This is a genomic window from Bacteroides sp. OM05-12 (assembly GCF_003438995.1).
GTDB lineage: Bacteria > Bacteroidota > Bacteroidia > Bacteroidales > Bacteroidaceae > Bacteroides.
Map to the genome: position 1 here is coordinate 13,863 of NZ_QSUN01000017.1, position 19,752 is coordinate 33,614.

The following is a 19,752-nucleotide window of genomic DNA, read 5'->3' on the forward strand; positions in this document are numbered from 1 at the left end:
TGTGCAAACTAATTATATGGAAGTAAACAATCAACATATCGATTCTCCTAATAATGAATCATCTCCGGAAGATTTCAAGATCTACGATGACATTGCAGATCTTCCCCTTCATGAAAATCCAACTTACCTAAACGAAGGAATAAACGGTATTTGCACCGGTGGTTCCGCTATTTTAAATGTCGCTTCAAACCAACGTAAAATAACTAAAAACGATTTAGTCGTTCTTTTCCCTTATCATTTGGTTAGTATTACGGAAGTTAGCGATGATTTTTCAATGCTCTTTTATAAGGTTCCCAAAACAATGTTTATGGATACCATGAGCGGTTTGTGCAGGTTAACGCTTGATCTTTTCTTTTACATGCGTCAGAACTTCAGCTATCCACTGGATGATAATGAACGTGAACGATTTGCCCATTTCTGTCATTTATTATCTTTCCGTGCCAGTTCATCGCCAAATCTCTTCAGAAAAGAATCGATCATGCACTTGCTAAGGGTCTTTTATTGGGATATATACATCGCATTTAAAAACAGCGCCCCTGCAACAGAACAATCCATCAAATATACCAGTAAAGAGAAAATTACGTTCAATTTCTTCTATTTGGTTACGGAGCATCATTCAGAAAGCCGGGAAGTAGCTTTCTATGCTAAGAAACTGTCTATTTCGCCCAAATATCTTACACTATTAATGAAAGAAGTAACAGGGCAAACAGCAAAAGATTGGATTATAGAATATACGATACTTGAACTTAAATCTCTTCTAAGAAATACCCAACTGGATATTAAGGAAATCGTAAAACGTACCAATTTCCCTTCCCAATCCGTTATGAGCCGTTTCTTCCGGGAATATACCGGAATGACTCCATCAGAATACCGAAATTCAATTTCATAAGTAAGCATAGGTCATCGGTATGAAACAAAACCAATGTTCCTAACAAGCAATAAAAAAAGGATCTATTGTCGTGAATAAACAGACTTTAGATCCTTTTTCCTTTCAGTAATCAGAAAACAACTAGAAATTTAAATCTCTACAAAACAATCTTGAGTACTTCGTGACCAACACGTTTCCTTATCATTAACACATAAATACCAGTCCGATTCCCCACTTCAATAGTAAACTCATCTGCTTCACGAACCTTATTGATAATAATCATTTTTCCCTGAATATCAAAAAGCATCACATCTTCAATATCATCACCGCTAATTCTTAATTCATTGCCATTACGAACAACCATTGCTTTGTTCACTTCATTAAGTCCGGTAAAAGACTGTACGGATATCGGTAAAGTAAAGTTAGCCAACTTACATGACACAGTCAAAAGATAATCCCCGACTAAAGTGGCATGATAAGTACCGTCAACGTCAATCTTACCTCCGGTAACAGACCAATTTAATGGATAATCAACGATCAATCGGTCATCAATATCCCGAACTTCCGCAACATACTTAACAGTCTCGCCAACAGTTAGTGTCTTTACCGGATCAATCAGATGAATATAATACGGTTCTTCCGGCTTCACTTTCTCACCAAATGCGCGTAATTCAAAAATAGAATATCCCCATACCGTACTTCTCCGAGTACAATAGATTCGCAAATAGCGTCCCATACCGCTCACTCTGAATTTATCAGTCCTCTTACCAGTCTTATCGGAAACAGATTGCAATGTATTCCAAATCTCCCCATTCGGCGAAATTTGCACCTCATAATCAGCAGCCGAAGCTGTTTCCCAATCAATTTCAATATCGGTTACCAAATAAGCATCCTGCATATCCACTTTAATCCATTCAGGCCCATCCTGTTCTGCACTGATCCAACGTGTACCGCCATTGCCGTCTACAGCAGCATTGCCGTCACCGGATGACGTCTCAACAGGTTTCTTCAAAACAAGATTCGTATTATCTATACTAATCACTTCTATATTAGCAGTTGCCGTCATACCCGATGCCGTAGCTGTAACCACGTACGTACCTAAATTATTCGTACAGAAAACACCCGATGCTGAAATAACTCCCTCTGCCTTACAACTCCAATTCGGATTAACTGTATACGGATTTCCATACTGGTCAAACCCTTTAGCTTTCAACTCTAATGATTCACCTGCCTTCAATTTATAATATTCCGGCTCTACTACCATACGAGACAAAACTCTTTTAGGATATACACTAAACGGAAACTCTTTCTGAAGGGTACCATAACTTACTTTCAAAGTATAATCTCCCGTAGTAGTCGCCTTAAAGCTATTTCCATTCACAATCGTTCCTCCTCCATTCGGGGTATAAACTACTGTCTTATCTTTTTGCAAAGCAATACCATACTGGTCTAAAACTATTGTTTCCAAAGGAGTTGTTTCGTCACAATAGAAAACCAATGGTTGCGGAAGTACCTGTATATCTGTCGGAACCGGATTATCCCATTTTGCATTTCCATAGACTTCCATTTCCCAAAGACTGGCACCATAGACACTGCTTCTTTTCAAACAAACCAGACGTATATATCGCGCAGCAGTCTCTTCAATCGTAAAGTCTTCATTTCCACCTCTACAGGAAGATTTCTCATATACCGTAGTCCAATCCTCTTCATCTAGAGATACGTCAATCCGGTAAGCAGTAGCATAAGAAGCCTCCCAGAAAAGTTTAAAACGATTGATAATATAACTTCCTTCCAAATCAATCTGAATATAAGCTCCATCTTCAAAAGAACTACCCCAACGGGTACTCATATCCCCGTCATTCACATTGGAAGGCATATTCTCTCCTTCACTACCACTTGCCCGTGCCGGTTTATTAAACGCTAAATTTACATCCTCTATCTGGGCAACCTTTATATTAATCGTTTTACTGACTTTTCCTTTACCTACAATCAGTTTATAATCTCCCGGAGTAGTTGCGGTAAAACGGTTATTGACAAAAGTCGCTTTTCCTTCTCCCGTAATCTTATACTCTAATCCCTCTACCGGAATGTTACAGCCAAACTGATCTAAGAAAGTAATATCAAATTCCTGACTGTCTCCTACAACCAACACCGCAGAACCGGGGCTGACCTCTACAGAAGTTAAATTAATACTCTCCTCAACAACAAACGTTGCCGCCGCTTTCTTGTTCCCGGATGCAGCTTCCACGGTTACATTTCCATATTGTTGCGGAGTAAACAGTCCATTGATAATCGTACCATCTCCATTTACTTTCCAAGACAATTGGGCCGGCACAACTTCACCTTTACCATTATAAGCAGTACCTTGTAACTGAATGGATTCTCCTTGTTTCAGGAGCATAGACGGTGCAGTAATCTGAATACCCAATATATCATCTTCACTCAAAGATGACGGAACTCCATATACTTCAAATTCATACAAAGAAAACCCATAGGAAGTAGCTCGCTGCAAACCGTTCATCTTTATATAACGTGCTTCACAATTCAAATCAATGGATTCCGTACCTCCAAGCCCATTTACGGTTTTAAGAGTAGTCCACGATTTACCATTATCCGAAACCTGAATCTCATAAAGCGAAGCATAAGAAGCCTCCCAAACCAGACTTACATGAGAAATATACGATTTCTCACCCAAATCCACATATACCCATTGGTTATCTGCATGCTCACTACCCCATCGAGTCGTTTTATCACCATCTGTAACATAGCGGGTCAATGTTCCTGTATTTTCTTCGGAGCTGGAATATGCCTTTTTGTTTAAAGCAATATTAGCAAGTTTCGGAGACAAATATACTTGTTCCGAATAGGTTTTCCCATCTGCCGTTGCCTGTACCGTATATATCCCTACTGTCTGTACATCAAGTATAGAATCTGTTTTCACCACTTGGCCGTCTTTCATTATTTTCCAATCGACCTTTGTCAGATAAGCATTCCCATATTGGTCTTCTGCCTTTAGTGAAAAGTTCAATGATTTACCTACTTCAAGATAAGGTTGTTGCGGTTCTATTTCCGCTTTATTCAAGACTGCCTTATCATTAATCATCAAATCAATTGTAGCAGACAACTCCCCTAAAGTAGCTGTTACTGTACAAGTCTGCCCTTTCACATTACCGGCTGTGAATAATCCTTGACTGATAGAGCCATAACTATTATTGACTTTCCATACGGGAGTTCCTTCTACAGTTGCTCCATATTGATCTGTAATACGGGCGGAAAGCTGAAGTTTTTGTCCCGGAGGAACAATCAAACTTGCAGGCTTCACTATCTCTATCGCCGAAGCATAAGGAGCAGACGAATAAACCGTCAACTTATGACCTGGGGCTTTTATCTTCTTCTCCGCAATATTATTACGATAAAATGTTACTGTTTTTTCTGATATTTCAGGGTTATAAACCACATAAGTATAAACTCCATCCTTATTTTTATAAGTAGTGGCAGTTGGAATGTCAGCATGTACTTCCCAATCAATATCGCCATAAGTACGATGAGAATGAAGAATGTAATAGCTGATGCCACCGGTATCCGGATTCTTAACGGTCGGTTTATCTTCATTCCACATTCTTTCAAAAACATTAGCCGCACTATCCGGATCAAAGCGTTGCAAATAAGAAAGGACTACATTTCCTAATCCCGACTCTTTTCCTAATGATTCACCGTTTGCATTTTCATTTTCCCATCCGCCTATTTCTTTCTTATCCCACATCTGTGCATAGTCACGACGTGCAAAGTCAAGATCTTCAGAGAGATATTTCAGACAAGGAGAAATAGGCATCCATTGAATAGAATGCATCCAGACCGGATCACCGCTAAACCACGTCCACCAACCTATGCCCTGTGAAGTCAGATTACTGTTATAAGGTTTCGTATAAAGTTCCCTGTTAATATTTTCATTATCACGGTCAAACCAATATTCCGCCACGCCACGTGATTCCGCAGTCCAACCAAAGATAGCAGCATCGCGCATCTCTTTATTTCCGGTAGCAACACCAAGCAAATACATACCTCCCCATCCTTGCATCGCTTCCGATGTTGATTCCTGTCCGTTCCCGTTCCAGCCGCCTAAACCTCCGGCATAAGAATGTCCTGCCCAAGGGTCAAACGTGCGGAAGAAAGGAAAATCTTTATCCGATTTATCCCAATTGGCATAATCCTTTGCCACAAGCGTAAGCATTTCTCCGTAATTCCGGCAGAAATCTTCATCAAACAAAGCGAGAAGAGCTCCGGCATAAGTATAATATCCGTAATGGAAATGGTGATCATTAAATGTATCCGAATCATAACTGGTATCATAACCAATCAAAGCCCCCCAACGTTGATAACGTGCAAAAAAGAAATTATTCTCACCCGGTGTATAAGTCAACCAGTTTACCATAACATCTTTCAATCGTTGGCGGCACTTCTCAAAAAGCTCCGTCTCTCCCATTTCATAGGCGAACGTCATATAAAGGGCCATCTGTGTCAATCCTTTTCCACCCCAATAAGTATCCGCTCCGAAACTACCCTTATCAGCATAATCCGCAATCATTTGTTTCATGCGTTCCCGGTTATAAGGACTACTCAAGTCCTGCATTTCTTTAGGAGCTGCATAATAAGGAAGAATACCATTAAAATCATAAGTAACTGTAAAAGTATTCCCTTCTGCCATTTTCATTTTCCCACGAGGGGTGGCATACGTATAATCCGTAAAGCTGAAATTCATCTCCGAACGTTTATAATGATGCGGTATGAATCCTTGCAGGATATTTCGTTCGCTACCTCCAATCAAGTTTTCCGTACTCACTTTCCAGGTAGAGGCAACCTTTCCGGTTGTTTCATTATAATCCCATTTTACGTCTGTAGAACGGGGAATCACATAAGCATAAGAAGCAAAAGCATCTAAATCTTCTTTCTGAGGCAACACGGCAACAGAGATAAACTGCTTACTACCATTAAACTTGATGGAAACAAGATCTCCCTTTTGCTCAAACGACGTACCATCCGGCACATATATACCGTATGCATCCTCACCCAACATCACCACCAAACGGTTTGTTGTCACAGGCAAACTTATTTCTTTGGATACTGTAAAGAAACGGGCATTCTTGACTCTAAACTGTGGAACAATATTCTTTGTTTCAACCCATGTGAAAGGAATACCATGAGCCAATGTCACCTTCATTTCCTTTTCACCTTGCGCCAACTTCATCTCAAGTCCCCAATCGTGCCAGTTTTCTGCGATTGCCGACTCCGGATAGAATTTACTGCCGGTTATCTCTAACTGTGTATTCCATTTCATTTCGCATCCATCAGGGCTCCAAAATGTAGGATAAGCAATATAAATGCCATAATCTTCCGCATTAACCACTTGCGGATAAGCCCATAAGTTGCCGGAATAACGGGTATTCAATAAATCCGTCCACCAGTCATTCGTTGGAATAGGTTCACCGTCTTCTCTGATAAACAACTCTTTAGTTTGCATAATCCTACTCTTGTCACCACTATGCTCATTTGTCCAACTTTTAGAAAGCGGAGGATATTCCGCATAACTGCCTTTACCTACCTTAACCGGGTTTTGAGCTACTACTTTAACGCCGATATTCAATAAAGGGACAATAAAAAAGGCAATAATCAATAAAGCTACTTTTGAAAAAGATTTCTGCTGAAACTGTACCATTCTATTTTCTCCTATTTAGTATTTTATTTATGAATCTATTTTTTAATGAATCTTTGTGTGTAGGCATTCTTTCCATCCTTAACCCTGACAATATAAAAGCCCTCATCCAGACCGGAAACATCCAACATCATTTCCATATTATCCACACCATAAACTTTGCTCAACACAACAGTTCCACTTACATTATATATTTCTATAGAGGAAATGCTACTATTCAAACGTACTGTCAGTACATCATGAACCGGATTCGGATAAATATTCAAGGCCTCAACAGAGATTTCTTCCATACCAATCGGTTCACCTCCTGTGGTATAACCTTGCATACCATACCCATACTGGAATAAAGGATCACCATATACAGGCTCCAAGTGCTCACCAAGAATTATCTTGGAACGAATTTCTTGACGCTCTGCCGTTGTGGCTCCCAGATCAAAAGGAAGATCCCATTTCTCTGCTTGCCCTGTCAGGTTGTCTGTTCCGACTTGTTCCATAGAACGAGGGAGTTGCCAAGGTAATCGTCCTTTCGGGGCATAATCGCCAAACAACACCTGGTTCAATGCGGGACCGGCTCCATCACCCGGACGGTAGGCAATCAGAATAGCATCTGCATACTCTAAAATATTGGACAAGACAAACGGACGAGGCATTATCAAGACAACAACAACCGGCTTACCTAAAGCACGAGCTTGTTGTAAAGTCGTCAAATCGTATTCCTCCAAATTATGTTCCGTTGCATCATGCACATAAGGCATTTCCGTATTCCACATAGTACCATGTGTATAAGTCGGCTCACCGATAATTACAATCGAGGCATCCGGATTAGTTTCCGTATCAGAAACGGAGAATCCATTCTCCTGTCCCAATTGCCGCAAAGCCTCATACATGGTTTTAGCACCATGTTCACGGTGGAAATAACTGGTCCAGATGCGGTAAGAATCTCCATCATTCGCTCTCGAACCTACCACCCGATATCTCTTTCCTGCCGACTTATCCAAAGGAAGCACACCTTTCTCATTCTTCAATAAAGTCATTGACTGACGTGCAGCATCAATTACCAATTCCTGGCTTTCTTTTGTATACCAAGTCTCTTCATACTTACTTTTATTATCGGCATTCCCATAAGGGTCTTCAAATACTCCCAGTTTAAACTTCACGGTAAGAATACGTTTTACAGCCTCATTAATCCGTTCTTCGCCTACTTCACGGATAAATGTATCCATACTGAAGCCTTCAGCTCCGGGGTCGGCCCCACCCATTACGTCAGCTCCTGCCAAGGCACAATCTATCCATGCCCCCCAAGGCAGCCAATCCGTACAGACCACACCATCAAAACCAATAATATTTCTCAAATAATCAGTAATCTTTTTGCTATCACCAGCCCCCGGACCACCCGGATCAATAAAAGAACTGCCTGCATAGCCCGGCATTACTGCACCGCCTCCGGCGTCCATGTGAGCAAACCACGGTTTCATGTGGTATTTAGCTGTTACAGCATCATATACAATCAAAGCTTCACCACCGGCTCCCTCACCCGGCCAATGTTTTGTCGTCACCATAATAGAAGAAGGACAAAGTTCCGGCCCGTTCTGAAAACCACTAATCATGGCACGCACCATAGCTGCTGCAAAATCGGCATCTTCTCCGCATCCTTCCTGTATTCTGGGATAAAGAACTTTTGTTCCTACCTCAGCCAAAGGTCCTAAAACACCTCTTGCACCTACCGCTATCTGCTCCGTACGTTGAATATTTGTCACTTGATGAGCAATATCCAAATTACGTGAGGCAGCCATTGTGCTCTGTGTGGGATAGGTAGTTTGATAACCGTGAATATTATCTCCGGCAGAAACAAAAGGAATACCCAATCTGGTAGTTGCCGCCGTTTTTTGTTTAAGGAACATATCACTCACCGTACCCGGTCCGAATGCCCATCCTGCCAACGGATAGTTCTGTGCATTATAAAACATCTGATAGGCTTTCTCCTCTATCGTCATCTGTGCCATAAGGTCTGTAACCCGTACATCTACCGGTAAACGCCAATTCTCATAATCATCAACTTTCCCGTTTTTATTCAAGTCCCTGCAACCATCTATAATTTTAATACCATCAGAGACGGCTGTCACAGCCGGTAGATAAAGGCTGAACTGACCTAAATCCGAATTCTTGGTCTCACCATCTACTTTCGTTACAATATACCATTTATAAGTCCACCGATCAGGTAAATCCTGCGTCAGTGTGAACGAATTGGTTGCCGACTCTCCTACTTTTGTAAAACGGTCAAGCAAACTTCCGCATTTGTACCAATCATAATCATCCCGAGTAATATTGAGCCATATTTCATAAGATTGTGCACCGGACACCGTTTCCCATTCCAATGTCGGACGACGGGTATCTACTACCATTGCCTTAGATGAAGGGCGTAAAGTTTTAAAGGAAGGTTCACCGGGAAGAATCGGTTCGGGATTCGGGTTTGGATTCGGATCAATAACATCATCCGGTCCGCTACCGGGGCTATACACTTCAAATTCAAACAAAGAGTAACTGTAAGGAGTATTACGCTCTATACCCCGCATACGTATATATTGACCGACAACCGTATTGAATGTAAAATCATCTACACGAGCTTCCTGCGGCAAATTATTACCGTTAAACTCATAAGCTTTCAGCCAGTTGACATTATCCACTGAAACCTCAATCACATAATGTTTCCCCGAAGCAGCTTCCCAACGAAGAATCACCCTGCCTATATAAAACTGCAAACCCAGATTTACCGTAATACTTTCCTCATCATTGGCCTCACTCTCCCAACGTGTCGTTACATTTCCGTCGACAGCAAAATTAGATTGATTTGCTCCGTCCCCACGGACTGAGGAACATTCGGTACTCATACCGGCGGCAATATTACCAACTCCGGTCATAATAACATCTCCTACCGTATTATCATTCGTTCTGGTCTGCAAAGTAGCGGCTTCCGACTCATTGCCTTTGGCATCATACGCCCTGATGGAAAACGTATATTCGGTATCAGGAGACAGGTTACTGATTGTCATAGAGGTAGAATTACCATCTATCAGAGTTTCAAAAGCTCCGTCCTTAAATATCTTATAATGATCCACTCCTACATTATCCGTAGAAGCCGTCCATTGCAGGAACACCGCATAGACAGCAGGAGTAGCAGTAAAATCAGTTGGAACAGTAGGCGGTTCTTTATCCGATTGTACGTCCGGATTAACTCCATAAAGCTCCCATTCAAAAATAGAATAGCCGAAATTCTCATTACGCTTCGTACCCGTCAATCTTACATAACGCCCTACAACGTCGTCCAAGCCATATAATCCATCGATTCTGGTTCCGGCAGGCATATCACTTTTAACCAAAGCCTGAGACCATTCACTACCATCATCCGATACTTCTATCTTATAATCCTTCGCATTAGCCGTTTCCCAGCTTATTCTCATATCGGTAACAGCATACCGATGTCCCAAATCAACTTTTATCCATTGCGGGTCCACTCCCGAGATACTCTCCCAACGAGTATTATAATTGCCATCAAAGGCAAAAGCCGCTTCATTGTCTCCCTTGACCGAAGAAGCCTCTACTCCATCTCCGGGAATGGATAATTTTTCTTTATTCGGAATGGCTTCAACGAGAGCCGATGCCGATATTCCGTTATTTGTAGCGGTAACAGTATAAAATCCCGCAACAAGAGCCCTGAACACCCCTTCAGGAGAAACAGTTGCATTGTCTTCTTTCACACTCCATGATGTAGGTTGAGATAACTCGAAAGAATTCCCCATTTGGTCTTTTCCTTCGATGAAAAGGGAGAAATTCTCACCTACCTTAGTAATTAGTTTATCTTTATTCAGAAAAACGAGAGATGACAATTCCGGCGTTACGGGAGGATATACCTCAAATTCATAGATAGAATAACCGTAGCCTAATTGGAGTTCCACACCTTGAAATTTAATGTAGCGGCACGAGATATTCTCATCGGTCAGATTAATATTGTCTGTCCTGTTACCCGCCGCCATATCCGAATAATCTTTCTGATTCGTGAAATCAGACCCATTTGTAGAGAATGAAATATTGTAAGCTTTCGCATTGGCTGCTTCCCAATAGATTTTAATATAACCGACAGGCTTATCCGCCCCTAAATCAACTATGAACCAGATATCATCCGCCACTGTGGATTCTTGCCACTGGTTTCCGGTAAGATTTCCGTCAAATAGTCTATCGAAACCGGCACTCGTTGCATTTGTAGAAGAGACCTTCAATCCGGTATATTTTTGAGAATACCCGTGGGCATTAAATATCACCAGAAAAATAAAAGTCAGGATTTGTATTTTTTTGATTTGTTTCATCATTCGGATTTAATAAGATATTAATAAGATTCCGGAAGTCAAGCAGTAATCCGACTCGTTTTTTTAGCCGATTACAGAAGCAATCAACTAATCCTTCATCCTTCAGGAAGTTCCGGAAACACGATTAACAAAGGCTTTCGAGCTGAAGGATGGTTTATCCGTCAATCTTTCAGCTTCATAATTTTCAAGTACCCGTATCTTTGTTTTCAAACATACGGTCGATTGAATTCAAACATACGGTCGATTGATCACAAACGTCCGTATGTTTTTTCAATCATCATAATTATTATATAAACCACCGCTGATTTTATTTAAAACTCAACGGTGGTTCAGATTAAAATCCTTCAGTCATCCTTCAGCCCGGGAACCTTTATTCATCGCAATTTCCGCTATCGACTGAAGGATGAAAGACATTTCAATTAATTTAAAATAAAGGATGCAGAAGTACCTGCCGCACTACTTGGAGCTATCCAAACTTCAAACTCACCGGCTTCGGCACGTTTTACCATATCTGCATTCCAGTAAGCAAGATCCTTTTCCGTAATCTGGAAAGAAACGGTTCTACTTTGTCCGGCTTTGATAGCGACTTTCTTGAAATCTTTCAACTCTTTGACCGGGCGAACCAACGAACCTACTTTATCTCTGATGTAAAGTTGTACAACTTCATCCGCATCATATTTTCCTGTATTGGAAACCTCACAAGTAGCAATCAATACATCACCTTTATTCATATTGGTCTTAGATAATTTCACATCCCCATACTTAAAAGTGGTATATGACAAACCATAACCAAACGGGAACAAAGGAGAATCACCTGCGTCCAAATGATAACTTGTAAATCCCAACGACGTCTGCTTTGCACCAATCTCAATATCATCAATCAAAGTAATGTTGGATGCCGGACGTCCGGTATTCTTATGCGCATAATAGATAGGAACCTGTCCCACCATACGAGGAAGTGTCACCGGAAGTTTACCTGACGGAACAGCTTTGCCGAATAATAAATCAGCTAAAGCCGGACCTGCCATTGTTCCTCCATGAAATGCATACAACACAGCATCGGCCATTTCCGTTTCCTCCGGTATTGTCAAAGGACGACCGGCCATAACAATCATCACCACCGGTTTACCCGTAGCTTTCAACGCTTTCAGCATCTCTCTTTGAGCACCCGGAAGACTTATATCCGCGCGACAACGTGCCTCTCCCGACAAAACAGCCTCTTCACCTGCAAAGAACAAGATTACATCTGCTTTTACGGCAGCAGCAACAGCTTTCTTAATACCATCCTCACTCTTATCACGACTGTAAGTCAAGCCTTGCTCTGCTATCACCTTCACATCTTTCCCACACAACTCTTTAATTGCTGTAAGCGGAGTTACGGAGTGTTCCGGCTCTGCATCAAAGCACCATGTGCCCACCTGATCTGCCTGAGCATCGGAAAGAGGACCTACAACAGCAACCGATTTAACGGTATTCTTTACAGGAAGTACGCCATCATTCTTCAATAGAACAGCACCTTCAATCGCTGCATTTTTCGCTTTCTGCAAAGACTCAGCGGTATAGAATGGTTGTTCTTTTTGAATCTCTGTATAAGGATTATCAAATAACCCTAAACGGAACTTCATACGAAGAATATTGCGAACAGATTCATCCAATAACTTTTCATCAACCTGACCCGATTTTACCAAGTCTTCCAAATGAATCAGATAAGCATATCCCATCATATCCATATCAACACCCGCCAAAATAGCTTTCAATCCTGCATCTTTCAAGTCTTTGCAAAATCCGTGCGGAATCATCTGCTCAATAGAGCCCCAGTCACTAACTAGAACACCATCATATTTCCACTCATCACGCAATATATCACGGTTCAAGAACTTGTTTCCGGAAGAAGGTACACCATTTATATCATTAAAAGAACACATAAATGATGCAGCACCAACTTCGGCAGCTTTCTCAAATGGGGGAAGAAAGACTTCGCGAAGCTGAATCTCCGGAATCCAAGTTGTATTATAATCTTTCCCGGATTCTGTAGCCCCATAAGCGGCAAAGTGCTTGGCACAAGCAGCCATAGAGGTAGGAGAAGATAAATCTTCTCCCTGAAAACCTTTCACCATGGCAGCTCCCATTACAGACGTAAGATAAGGATCTTCACCACAAGACTCAGCTATACGTCCCCAACGCGGGTCACGACTTACGTCGATCATTGGAGCAAATGTCCAACGTATACCGGCTGAAGTTGCCTCCAGCGCAGCTACTCTAGCTCCATCCTCTGCCACTTGGGGATTCCATGAGGCAGCTTGCCCCAATGGAATCGGAAAAATTGTTTTAAAACCATGAATGACGTCACGAGCAAAAATCATCGGAATATGCAAACGACTCTCTTCCACAGCAATGCGCTGTAACTCGTTGACAGTCTTCGCATCCAACTCGTTCAATATAGAACCGACTTTTCCTGCACGAATCATACTTTTCATATCATCGGATAAGCCCGTCCCTGTCAGCTGATTCATTTGGCCGATCTTCTCCTGCAATGTCATCTTCGAGACTAATTCGTCAATCCGCTGTTCCATTGCAGTATCTGCTTGGCTATAGGCAGCCAGAGACGTACTCACCGAAAACGCTAGTACACAAAATTTATTTAAATAACGATTCATACTTTATATTCTCAATTATATCTATTCATATAATGTTTCCCTGTCATTCATTGTCAAACCAGAAATCTCTCTTTTTAGAGCCGGCAGGACCTGTATGAGGGCCTTTGCCCACACCTACACTAGAGGCTACGACTTCTTGCATTTCTATTTTTATAATTTCAACACAAGGTTTTAAATATCTACTTTTTATTTTCATAGACCTTATTTGATAATTACTTTCTGATTATTTACGATATAAATACCTTTCGGCAGATTGGTTATTACATTATGACCTTCATTCAATTCCATATTACGAACGATACAACCATCTATACTGCATATTTTTACACATTGTGCTTTATCCGCTACAATTTCCAATACTCCGTTTGCAGACCATACAAGAAGAGTACTTGCATTTTGAGCATTAATCTTAGTTGGAGGAGGAGGAACTTCGCCATCATGTAACACATTAATGCGATCTGCAGCAAAAGCTGAATTGCTGGTAATATAAGCACGGAAAGCAGGAACAGAAGAATCATCTGAGCCAACTGCAAATTCACTACCATCAGTGCGAAGCAGATAAAGACCATTGGCACTACCGGCAGCTATTTCATTAAACGTACCTTTGAAAACATATGTACCATTATCAATTGAAACATCATTAGCAGCTGTAGCTACAGGTACTATACCTGAACCGGTAAATACACCGTTCGTTTCACTATTTACAGCCATAATATAAGGAGTATTCGCAGTTGTTCTAGTTCTTGTTACAGATTCAAAAGAGAAATATCCTTTATCTTCTTGGCTTGTATAATCAGCTAAAGTTTCAATAGTATATCCCTCTACCTTTACTGCAAAAGGCAAATAAAGAGAAGCCCAACCATTCATTCCGGAGAAATCACGGGTATATGAAATAGAAGCTGCTGTAAACTCTTTCGTGTTATTAAACGGATGACCATCCTCTAAAGTAATTGCTTCAGCGTTACCCTCTCCATTATTAAATACTACTATATTTTTCGACGTATCTGAAATCTTAGAACTCTTATCTACATAAATCAAACAGTTCGGATTTAAATTTTCCATAGCAGGAAGTTCGCCTCCTATTACATCTATTAAATCAATCGTAGTAAGTTTTGCATAATCCAAATCATAACCGGCAAATAAATCTGCATCCCATTTTCCTGACAAGATAAGATCCGTATCTGTTCCTTCTTTTTCCAACGGTCCTGAACATTCACCCGTGATAGCGAAAATATAATGCTCATAATCATCATTATTGGCACTCGTAAAGTTTCCATCATGTCCTTCCATATTCCATACAAACATTGTATAAAGAGACATGCCTACCGGATAAGTATCATCTGCAGTCAAAGTATAGCTTCCGTCCTCTTGTTTATTCATACCAACGAAACCAAATCCACCTTTAGCATCCATACGATGAACCTGTCCATAAGTCAATGCCGGACCACCTTCTGCCGGTGTTATTCTAAAAGTAACCTTTCCTTTATTATAAGTAATTGAATAGTCTATATTCCAAGCTGTGTTACCACCCTTCTCCGTGATAGTACCTTGACATTCACTTTCACGTACCAAAGTAGTAAAAGGAGATAAAGTTACTGGTTCAGATAGATTGCCTGCCAAATCTTTTGCTACTATAGAAAAAGTATATTCCGTATTTGGATTTAAACCTTTTATTGTAATTGTATTCCCGTCAGTAGGGACAAGAATTTCTTTAGAGAATTCCATTGCATCATCTGTTATCACATAAGAATAGACACCGATATTATCCGTTGCTTCTATTGTTAAGTCTACACTACCATAAGCAATGCTTTCATTTACCAATGCTGCAGAAGTTATTTGCGGTGCTTCCTCATCTAACACTTTAACAATTTCGTCCGCACTATTATTGAACACAATCTTTTCAATTGTCATCGCCTTAGGAAAAACAGATGAATAATCTACCATAATAACGACTTCTGTCAACTTCTTTAATTCGCCGGCTGTATTGGTCACCTTAAATACAAAATCTTGTTTTTCATCTGCTATTGCAATCGTAGAAGAAGAGAATTCCCCATAGCCAAATCTTCCTTTTATACTCTGAGCTGAAGTAGCACAAGAACCTATCACATGAACATAAGAATATTCACCGGCTTTAAGCTCTTTAGGTAATTCCTTTAGTTTAAAACCAACCCAATTAGGACCTTTTGTAAGTGTCACTAAAACACCATTTTCTTGTGGTTCAAAAGTATATCCTTCGCCAACCTCAAAGCTTGTCAAGTTGTCTATATTTTCTAAAGCATTCCAAGTGTAAGATTCCGAGATTACATCTAAATCTACCTTTTCAGTAACACTTGCATCTCCCGAGGTTGCGGTAATTGTCAATTGGCTCATACCAATTTTTTTGCCTGTTACAGACAATGTTTTATCCGTACCGGATGCTTCAACATCAGCAATATCAGGATCTGAAGAAGAAACTGTAATCGTAGTCTCACCCTTAAAAAGTCCACCTTCCTGGTCAAGTAGCGTTATAGGGAAAACAGTTGTTTTCATTCCTTGAACCACTACCTCCGGTACACTGATTGTTGTCAAGACAGGATCTGCAGTCGCTTTAAAGACTCTGAACTCGAAGAAACTCGACCCCCAAACCATTTCGCGTTCTAAAGCTACAAACTTTATAAAACGTGCACTATTTCCTAATACATCGTAAGTATGAAGTCCTGCCTTATTTACTGTAAATTCGCCTAACAAGCTCCAAGTTCCTTCGCCGGTTGTTTGATCCGGTTCATCTGTAGCTCCATACAACTCAAACCTCTTTGCAAAAGCACCTTCCCAATTTATTTCGATAAAATCCAAGTCAAATGTTTCACCTAAATCTACGTACCACCACTCGTTTTCATCCTCTTCAGCTGCTTGCCAACGTGTATTATCCTTTCCATCAACGGCATTCTTTGCCTCTTCTTGCTTTGAAGATGCGTAAACCGGCTTATCCAAAGCCAGATTTACCTGTGCATTCACACTCGTAATTGTCATGCATAGCAAGACAAACAGAGTCATAAAAAAGTTTCTTTTTTTCATAATATAAACATTTTAAGTATTAAAATTATTCTATAATTTGTTTCACTGTCCTGGTTGTGCCATCTGCCAAAGACACAGTAACTAAATAAACACCGGAGGAAATAGAAGATACATCTATATGATTACGTTTATTTATAGAAACTAACGTTCTACCTCCCATGTCAGAAACCATAAAAGATTTGACTTCCTGTTCCGTATCAGCATATAAGGTTGCCCCTTCTTTACGAATAGATATTTTATTAGGCATTACCTTATCTATAATCTTAGAGGGAGTCCCACTCAAACTTATCCAATTAATTTTGCACGTTGTATTCTTTTTGCTCTTTAATGTTAAGCGTTGCTTACCTGCCGGCAAATCAATATTTATAATTCTAGTTTCCCATTTATCTGTACTTCCTGTTTCCGGGATCTCTACCGTTGAAAGTAAATTATCATCCGAATAGATTTCTATGTTAGGAGCATACCTTTCGGCAACAGAAGCAATACGAATCGATAATGGATAAGTACCTGCTTCCGGAACATCTATCAAATAAGTTGCAGTACATCCCATACCGAATGCTTCCCATTGCAACTTAAAAGGACTTGATTCATCCGAATTAAGTTCCAAAGAAGAATAAGAGGACTGGATATAGTTTGTTGCAGGTATAACATCATCTGTTGTATAATAATGATCCATATCAAAAGAAGACATATTTACATATATCTGCCCCAATTCCGACAAGATACCTGCTTCTCCTCCAGATGCAGCTTCCGATGAATAAAGCATCAAACGATAATAAGGTAAAGAGTTTAGTCCTTTTGCCTTAAACCATGCATACTTCGCTACATTAGGACTAAGTTCTAAAGCTTCAAGCTTTTGTGTCATTGTTTTACGCTGTATATTATAAGTTTCAGCGTTATCCTGCATCCCATCCCAAGCACAGAATTCGGTTAACCAAATTTTCTTATTATATCGTTTAGCTATTCCATCAATAAAATCCATAACGGCAGCCGGTTGTACCATATAACAATGTAGAGCAAGATAGTCTACACGCGCATTTGGATATGCCTTAAAAAATTCATCGTACCAAGTTGTTGGATTTTGATAAGGCGCATCAGGTGAATAGTTCAAAGCAGGACCAACCAATTCCAAATCAAAATCTTCCGCAATCTTCTCTAAACGAGGCCATATTTCAGCAGCTTGCTTCGGAGTCATGTTAGCTTGAGCTTTAAAATTCGGTTCATTAAATCCCAAAAGATATTTTGCTCCCGGATGATCTGTAAAATATTGACGAATTTTATTTTCATCAAATCCACCATTCCATGTCATTGGCACATAATCCATATCTTTTCCCGGTCCAACTACGCCTTTAACAGCATTGTTGGGGGTAGGTCCCCAATCATAATACCAGGAAACGCCCGAAGACAAGGATTTAATTTCCGCTTCATCGGAAAAGCTACTTTCAGACACACCCCGTTTTTCACTGCGCTTCTGCGCAAACGTACTTGTCTGACTGCTTACAATGGCAATTAAGCCAAACAGTATAATACAATCCCGTAATCTCATATTATTCCTTTTTAATATTTCACGATTTTTTTCACACAACTAATTCCATCTTCCATTTCAATATTCAAGAAATAAGTTCCAGCTGGCAAGAAAGATAAATTTACATCATTAGACTCAATCTTTAACTCAGCAAGCATTCTGCCAGAAAGCTCATAGATTTTCAGATTATTGACTCTCCGATCACCACTACGAATAGACATTATATCTTTGACAGGAGAAGGATAAACAGAAACAGTAGATGCCATTTCTAATAAATCATTATGAGTACTAGATCCAGATAATAGTGTAAGCCAATTTAAAGATATAGTACCATTCGTTACCTTTAATCGTAATGTTTGTTCACCCTTTTGTAAATTAAGCGTTGCCTGATATTCTTTCCAGACCTTCTCGCCTCCAGTTGATGGCATACTTAAAACAGATAGTTCCGTTCCACCTACTGATAGCTGACATGAAGCATCTTCTTTGGAAGCATAACGAAGTTTTATTTGAAAATCTCCCGATGATGGAACATCAATATTATATTCAGCCCATTCATTATCATTGAAATCATAGATCTCCAAAATTCCATTGTCATCTGTAGACAGACGTAACTGAAAGCCATCTTTCCAATTATCACTATTATCTATATCAACTATATTCATGGAAGAATAATGTTCTGCCGGAATCTGCTCGCCAACTTTAAAATAATAAGACTTATCCTGTGAAGACATATTTACGAAAACTTGTCCTAAATCAGTTAACGCGCCAGGAGCATTATCTTCTAAAAATTGCATATAAGGATACTTATCATTTCCCCCAGTTCGAGGGATAAACCATGCATAACGGTACACATCCGGATCTGATTCCAAATAATTAATCGCATTCACCATAAACTTCATTTGGTTAGAAGGTTGGTCTCCCGGTATATTATAGAACTCATCCCAAGCACAGAACTCAGTCAACCAAATAGGTTTTCCATATTTTTTAAATTTACTGATATACCACATTAAAGCAGAGGGATATGGCATATAACAATGCACAGCTACATAATCGACTCTTGCATCAGCCGGAAGTAATTTAAAGAATTCGTCCAACCAAGCATTGGGATCCTGATAAGGTGCATCCGGACTAAAGTTTACAGCAGGAGCAACAATCTTCAAACCAAAATCATCGGCAATCTTTTGTAGTCTCGGCCATGCAGCAACAGCCTCTGCCGGTGTCATATTAGCTTGCGACTTAAAGTTCGGTTCATTAAAACCTAATAGATATTTAACATTTTTGTGAGTTTGTAAATAAGAACGTAAAGCATTTTCATTATACCCACCATTCCACGCCATAGGAACAAAATCTACTGCTTCATCCTCTAATACCGCATCAACAACAGCATTAGGGGTAACACCCCAATTGTAAAACCAAGAAGAACCTTTTGAAAGAGAATATACATCCTCAGCATACGGGATTTCATAAGAAACCCCTCTTTTATAACTCTTAGCTTGAGCAAACAAAAAAGAATTCATTTGTAAAGCTAAGAAACATCCAGCAATAACTGTCAATTTAATATAATTCATGGCTTATAA

General features: G+C 40.1%; 8 protein-coding genes. 1 reads left to right on the forward strand and 7 read right to left on the reverse strand.

All coding sequences use genetic code 11. The features are described 5' to 3' along the window. Positions 1–16: 16 nt before the first annotated feature. A complete protein-coding gene (locus tag DXB63_RS12610) occupies positions 17–889 on the forward strand; it encodes a helix-turn-helix domain-containing protein (protein ID WP_122126781.1) in 873 nt (290 codons plus the stop codon). Positions 890–1,025: 136 nt separating this feature from the next. Here DXB63_RS12610 and DXB63_RS12615 read toward each other — a convergent pair whose 3' ends face one another. The 7 genes from DXB63_RS12615 to DXB63_RS12640 form a co-directional block, all read right to left on the reverse strand. Next, positions 1,026–6,581 (reverse strand): discoidin domain-containing protein, encoded by a 5,556-nt coding sequence (locus tag DXB63_RS12615; RefSeq protein ID WP_122126782.1) that lies wholly within the window; start codon positions 6,579–6,581, stop codon positions 1,026–1,028. Between the two features lie 35 nt (positions 6,582–6,616). After that, complete coding sequence (locus DXB63_RS12620; RefSeq protein WP_199604200.1) at positions 6,617–10,942, reverse strand: discoidin domain-containing protein; 4,326 nt, start codon at positions 10,940–10,942, stop codon at positions 6,617–6,619. 416 nt (positions 10,943–11,358) lie between these two features. Then, positions 11,359–13,596 carry a beta-glucosidase BglX gene (gene bglX, locus DXB63_RS12625; protein ID WP_122126783.1) on the reverse strand — a complete coding sequence of 746 codons (2,238 nt, stop codon included), beginning with the start codon at positions 13,594–13,596 and terminating at the stop codon, positions 11,359–11,361. Between the two features lie 43 nt (positions 13,597–13,639). Beyond that, positions 13,640–13,792 carry a hypothetical protein gene (locus tag DXB63_RS17965; protein ID WP_158563681.1) on the reverse strand — a complete coding sequence of 51 codons (153 nt, stop codon included), beginning with the start codon at positions 13,790–13,792 and terminating at the stop codon, positions 13,640–13,642. Positions 13,793–13,797: 5 nt separating this feature from the next. Then, complete coding sequence (locus tag DXB63_RS12630; protein WP_122126784.1) at positions 13,798–16,650, reverse strand: discoidin domain-containing protein; 2,853 nt, start codon at positions 16,648–16,650, stop codon at positions 13,798–13,800. A 25-nt stretch (positions 16,651–16,675) separates the two neighbouring features. Beyond that, positions 16,676–18,196, reverse strand: a complete 1,521-nt coding sequence (locus DXB63_RS12635) for a glycosyl hydrolase (protein WP_122348266.1) — start codon at positions 18,194–18,196, stop codon at positions 16,676–16,678. A gap of 11 nt (positions 18,197–18,207) precedes the next feature. Further along, on the reverse strand, positions 18,208–19,743 hold the full coding sequence (locus tag DXB63_RS12640; protein ID WP_122126786.1) for a glycosyl hydrolase: 1,536 nt from the start codon (positions 19,741–19,743) through the stop codon (positions 18,208–18,210). Between the last annotated feature and the right edge of the window lie 9 nt (positions 19,744–19,752).

Coding starts and splice junctions, on each gene's coding strand:
- DXB63_RS17965 (WP_158563681.1), bottom strand. CDS start 13,792: ATGAAAATAAAAAGTAGATATTTAAAACCTTGTGTTGAAATTATAAAA.
- bglX (WP_122126783.1), bottom strand. CDS start 13,596: ATGAATCGTTATTTAAATAAATTTTGTGTACTAGCGTTTTCGGTGAGT.
- DXB63_RS12610 (WP_122126781.1), top strand. CDS start 17: ATGGAAGTAAACAATCAACATATCGATTCTCCTAATAATGAATCATCT.
- DXB63_RS12620 (WP_199604200.1), bottom strand. CDS start 10,942: ATGATGAAACAAATCAAAAAAATACAAATCCTGACTTTTATTTTTCTG.
- DXB63_RS12640 (WP_122126786.1), bottom strand. CDS start 19,743: ATGAATTATATTAAATTGACAGTTATTGCTGGATGTTTCTTAGCTTTA.
- DXB63_RS12630 (WP_122126784.1), bottom strand. CDS start 16,650: ATGAAAAAAAGAAACTTTTTTATGACTCTGTTTGTCTTGCTATGCATG.
- DXB63_RS12635 (WP_122348266.1), bottom strand. CDS start 18,196: ATGAGATTACGGGATTGTATTATACTGTTTGGCTTAATTGCCATTGTA.
- DXB63_RS12615 (WP_122126782.1), bottom strand. CDS start 6,581: ATGGTACAGTTTCAGCAGAAATCTTTTTCAAAAGTAGCTTTATTGATT.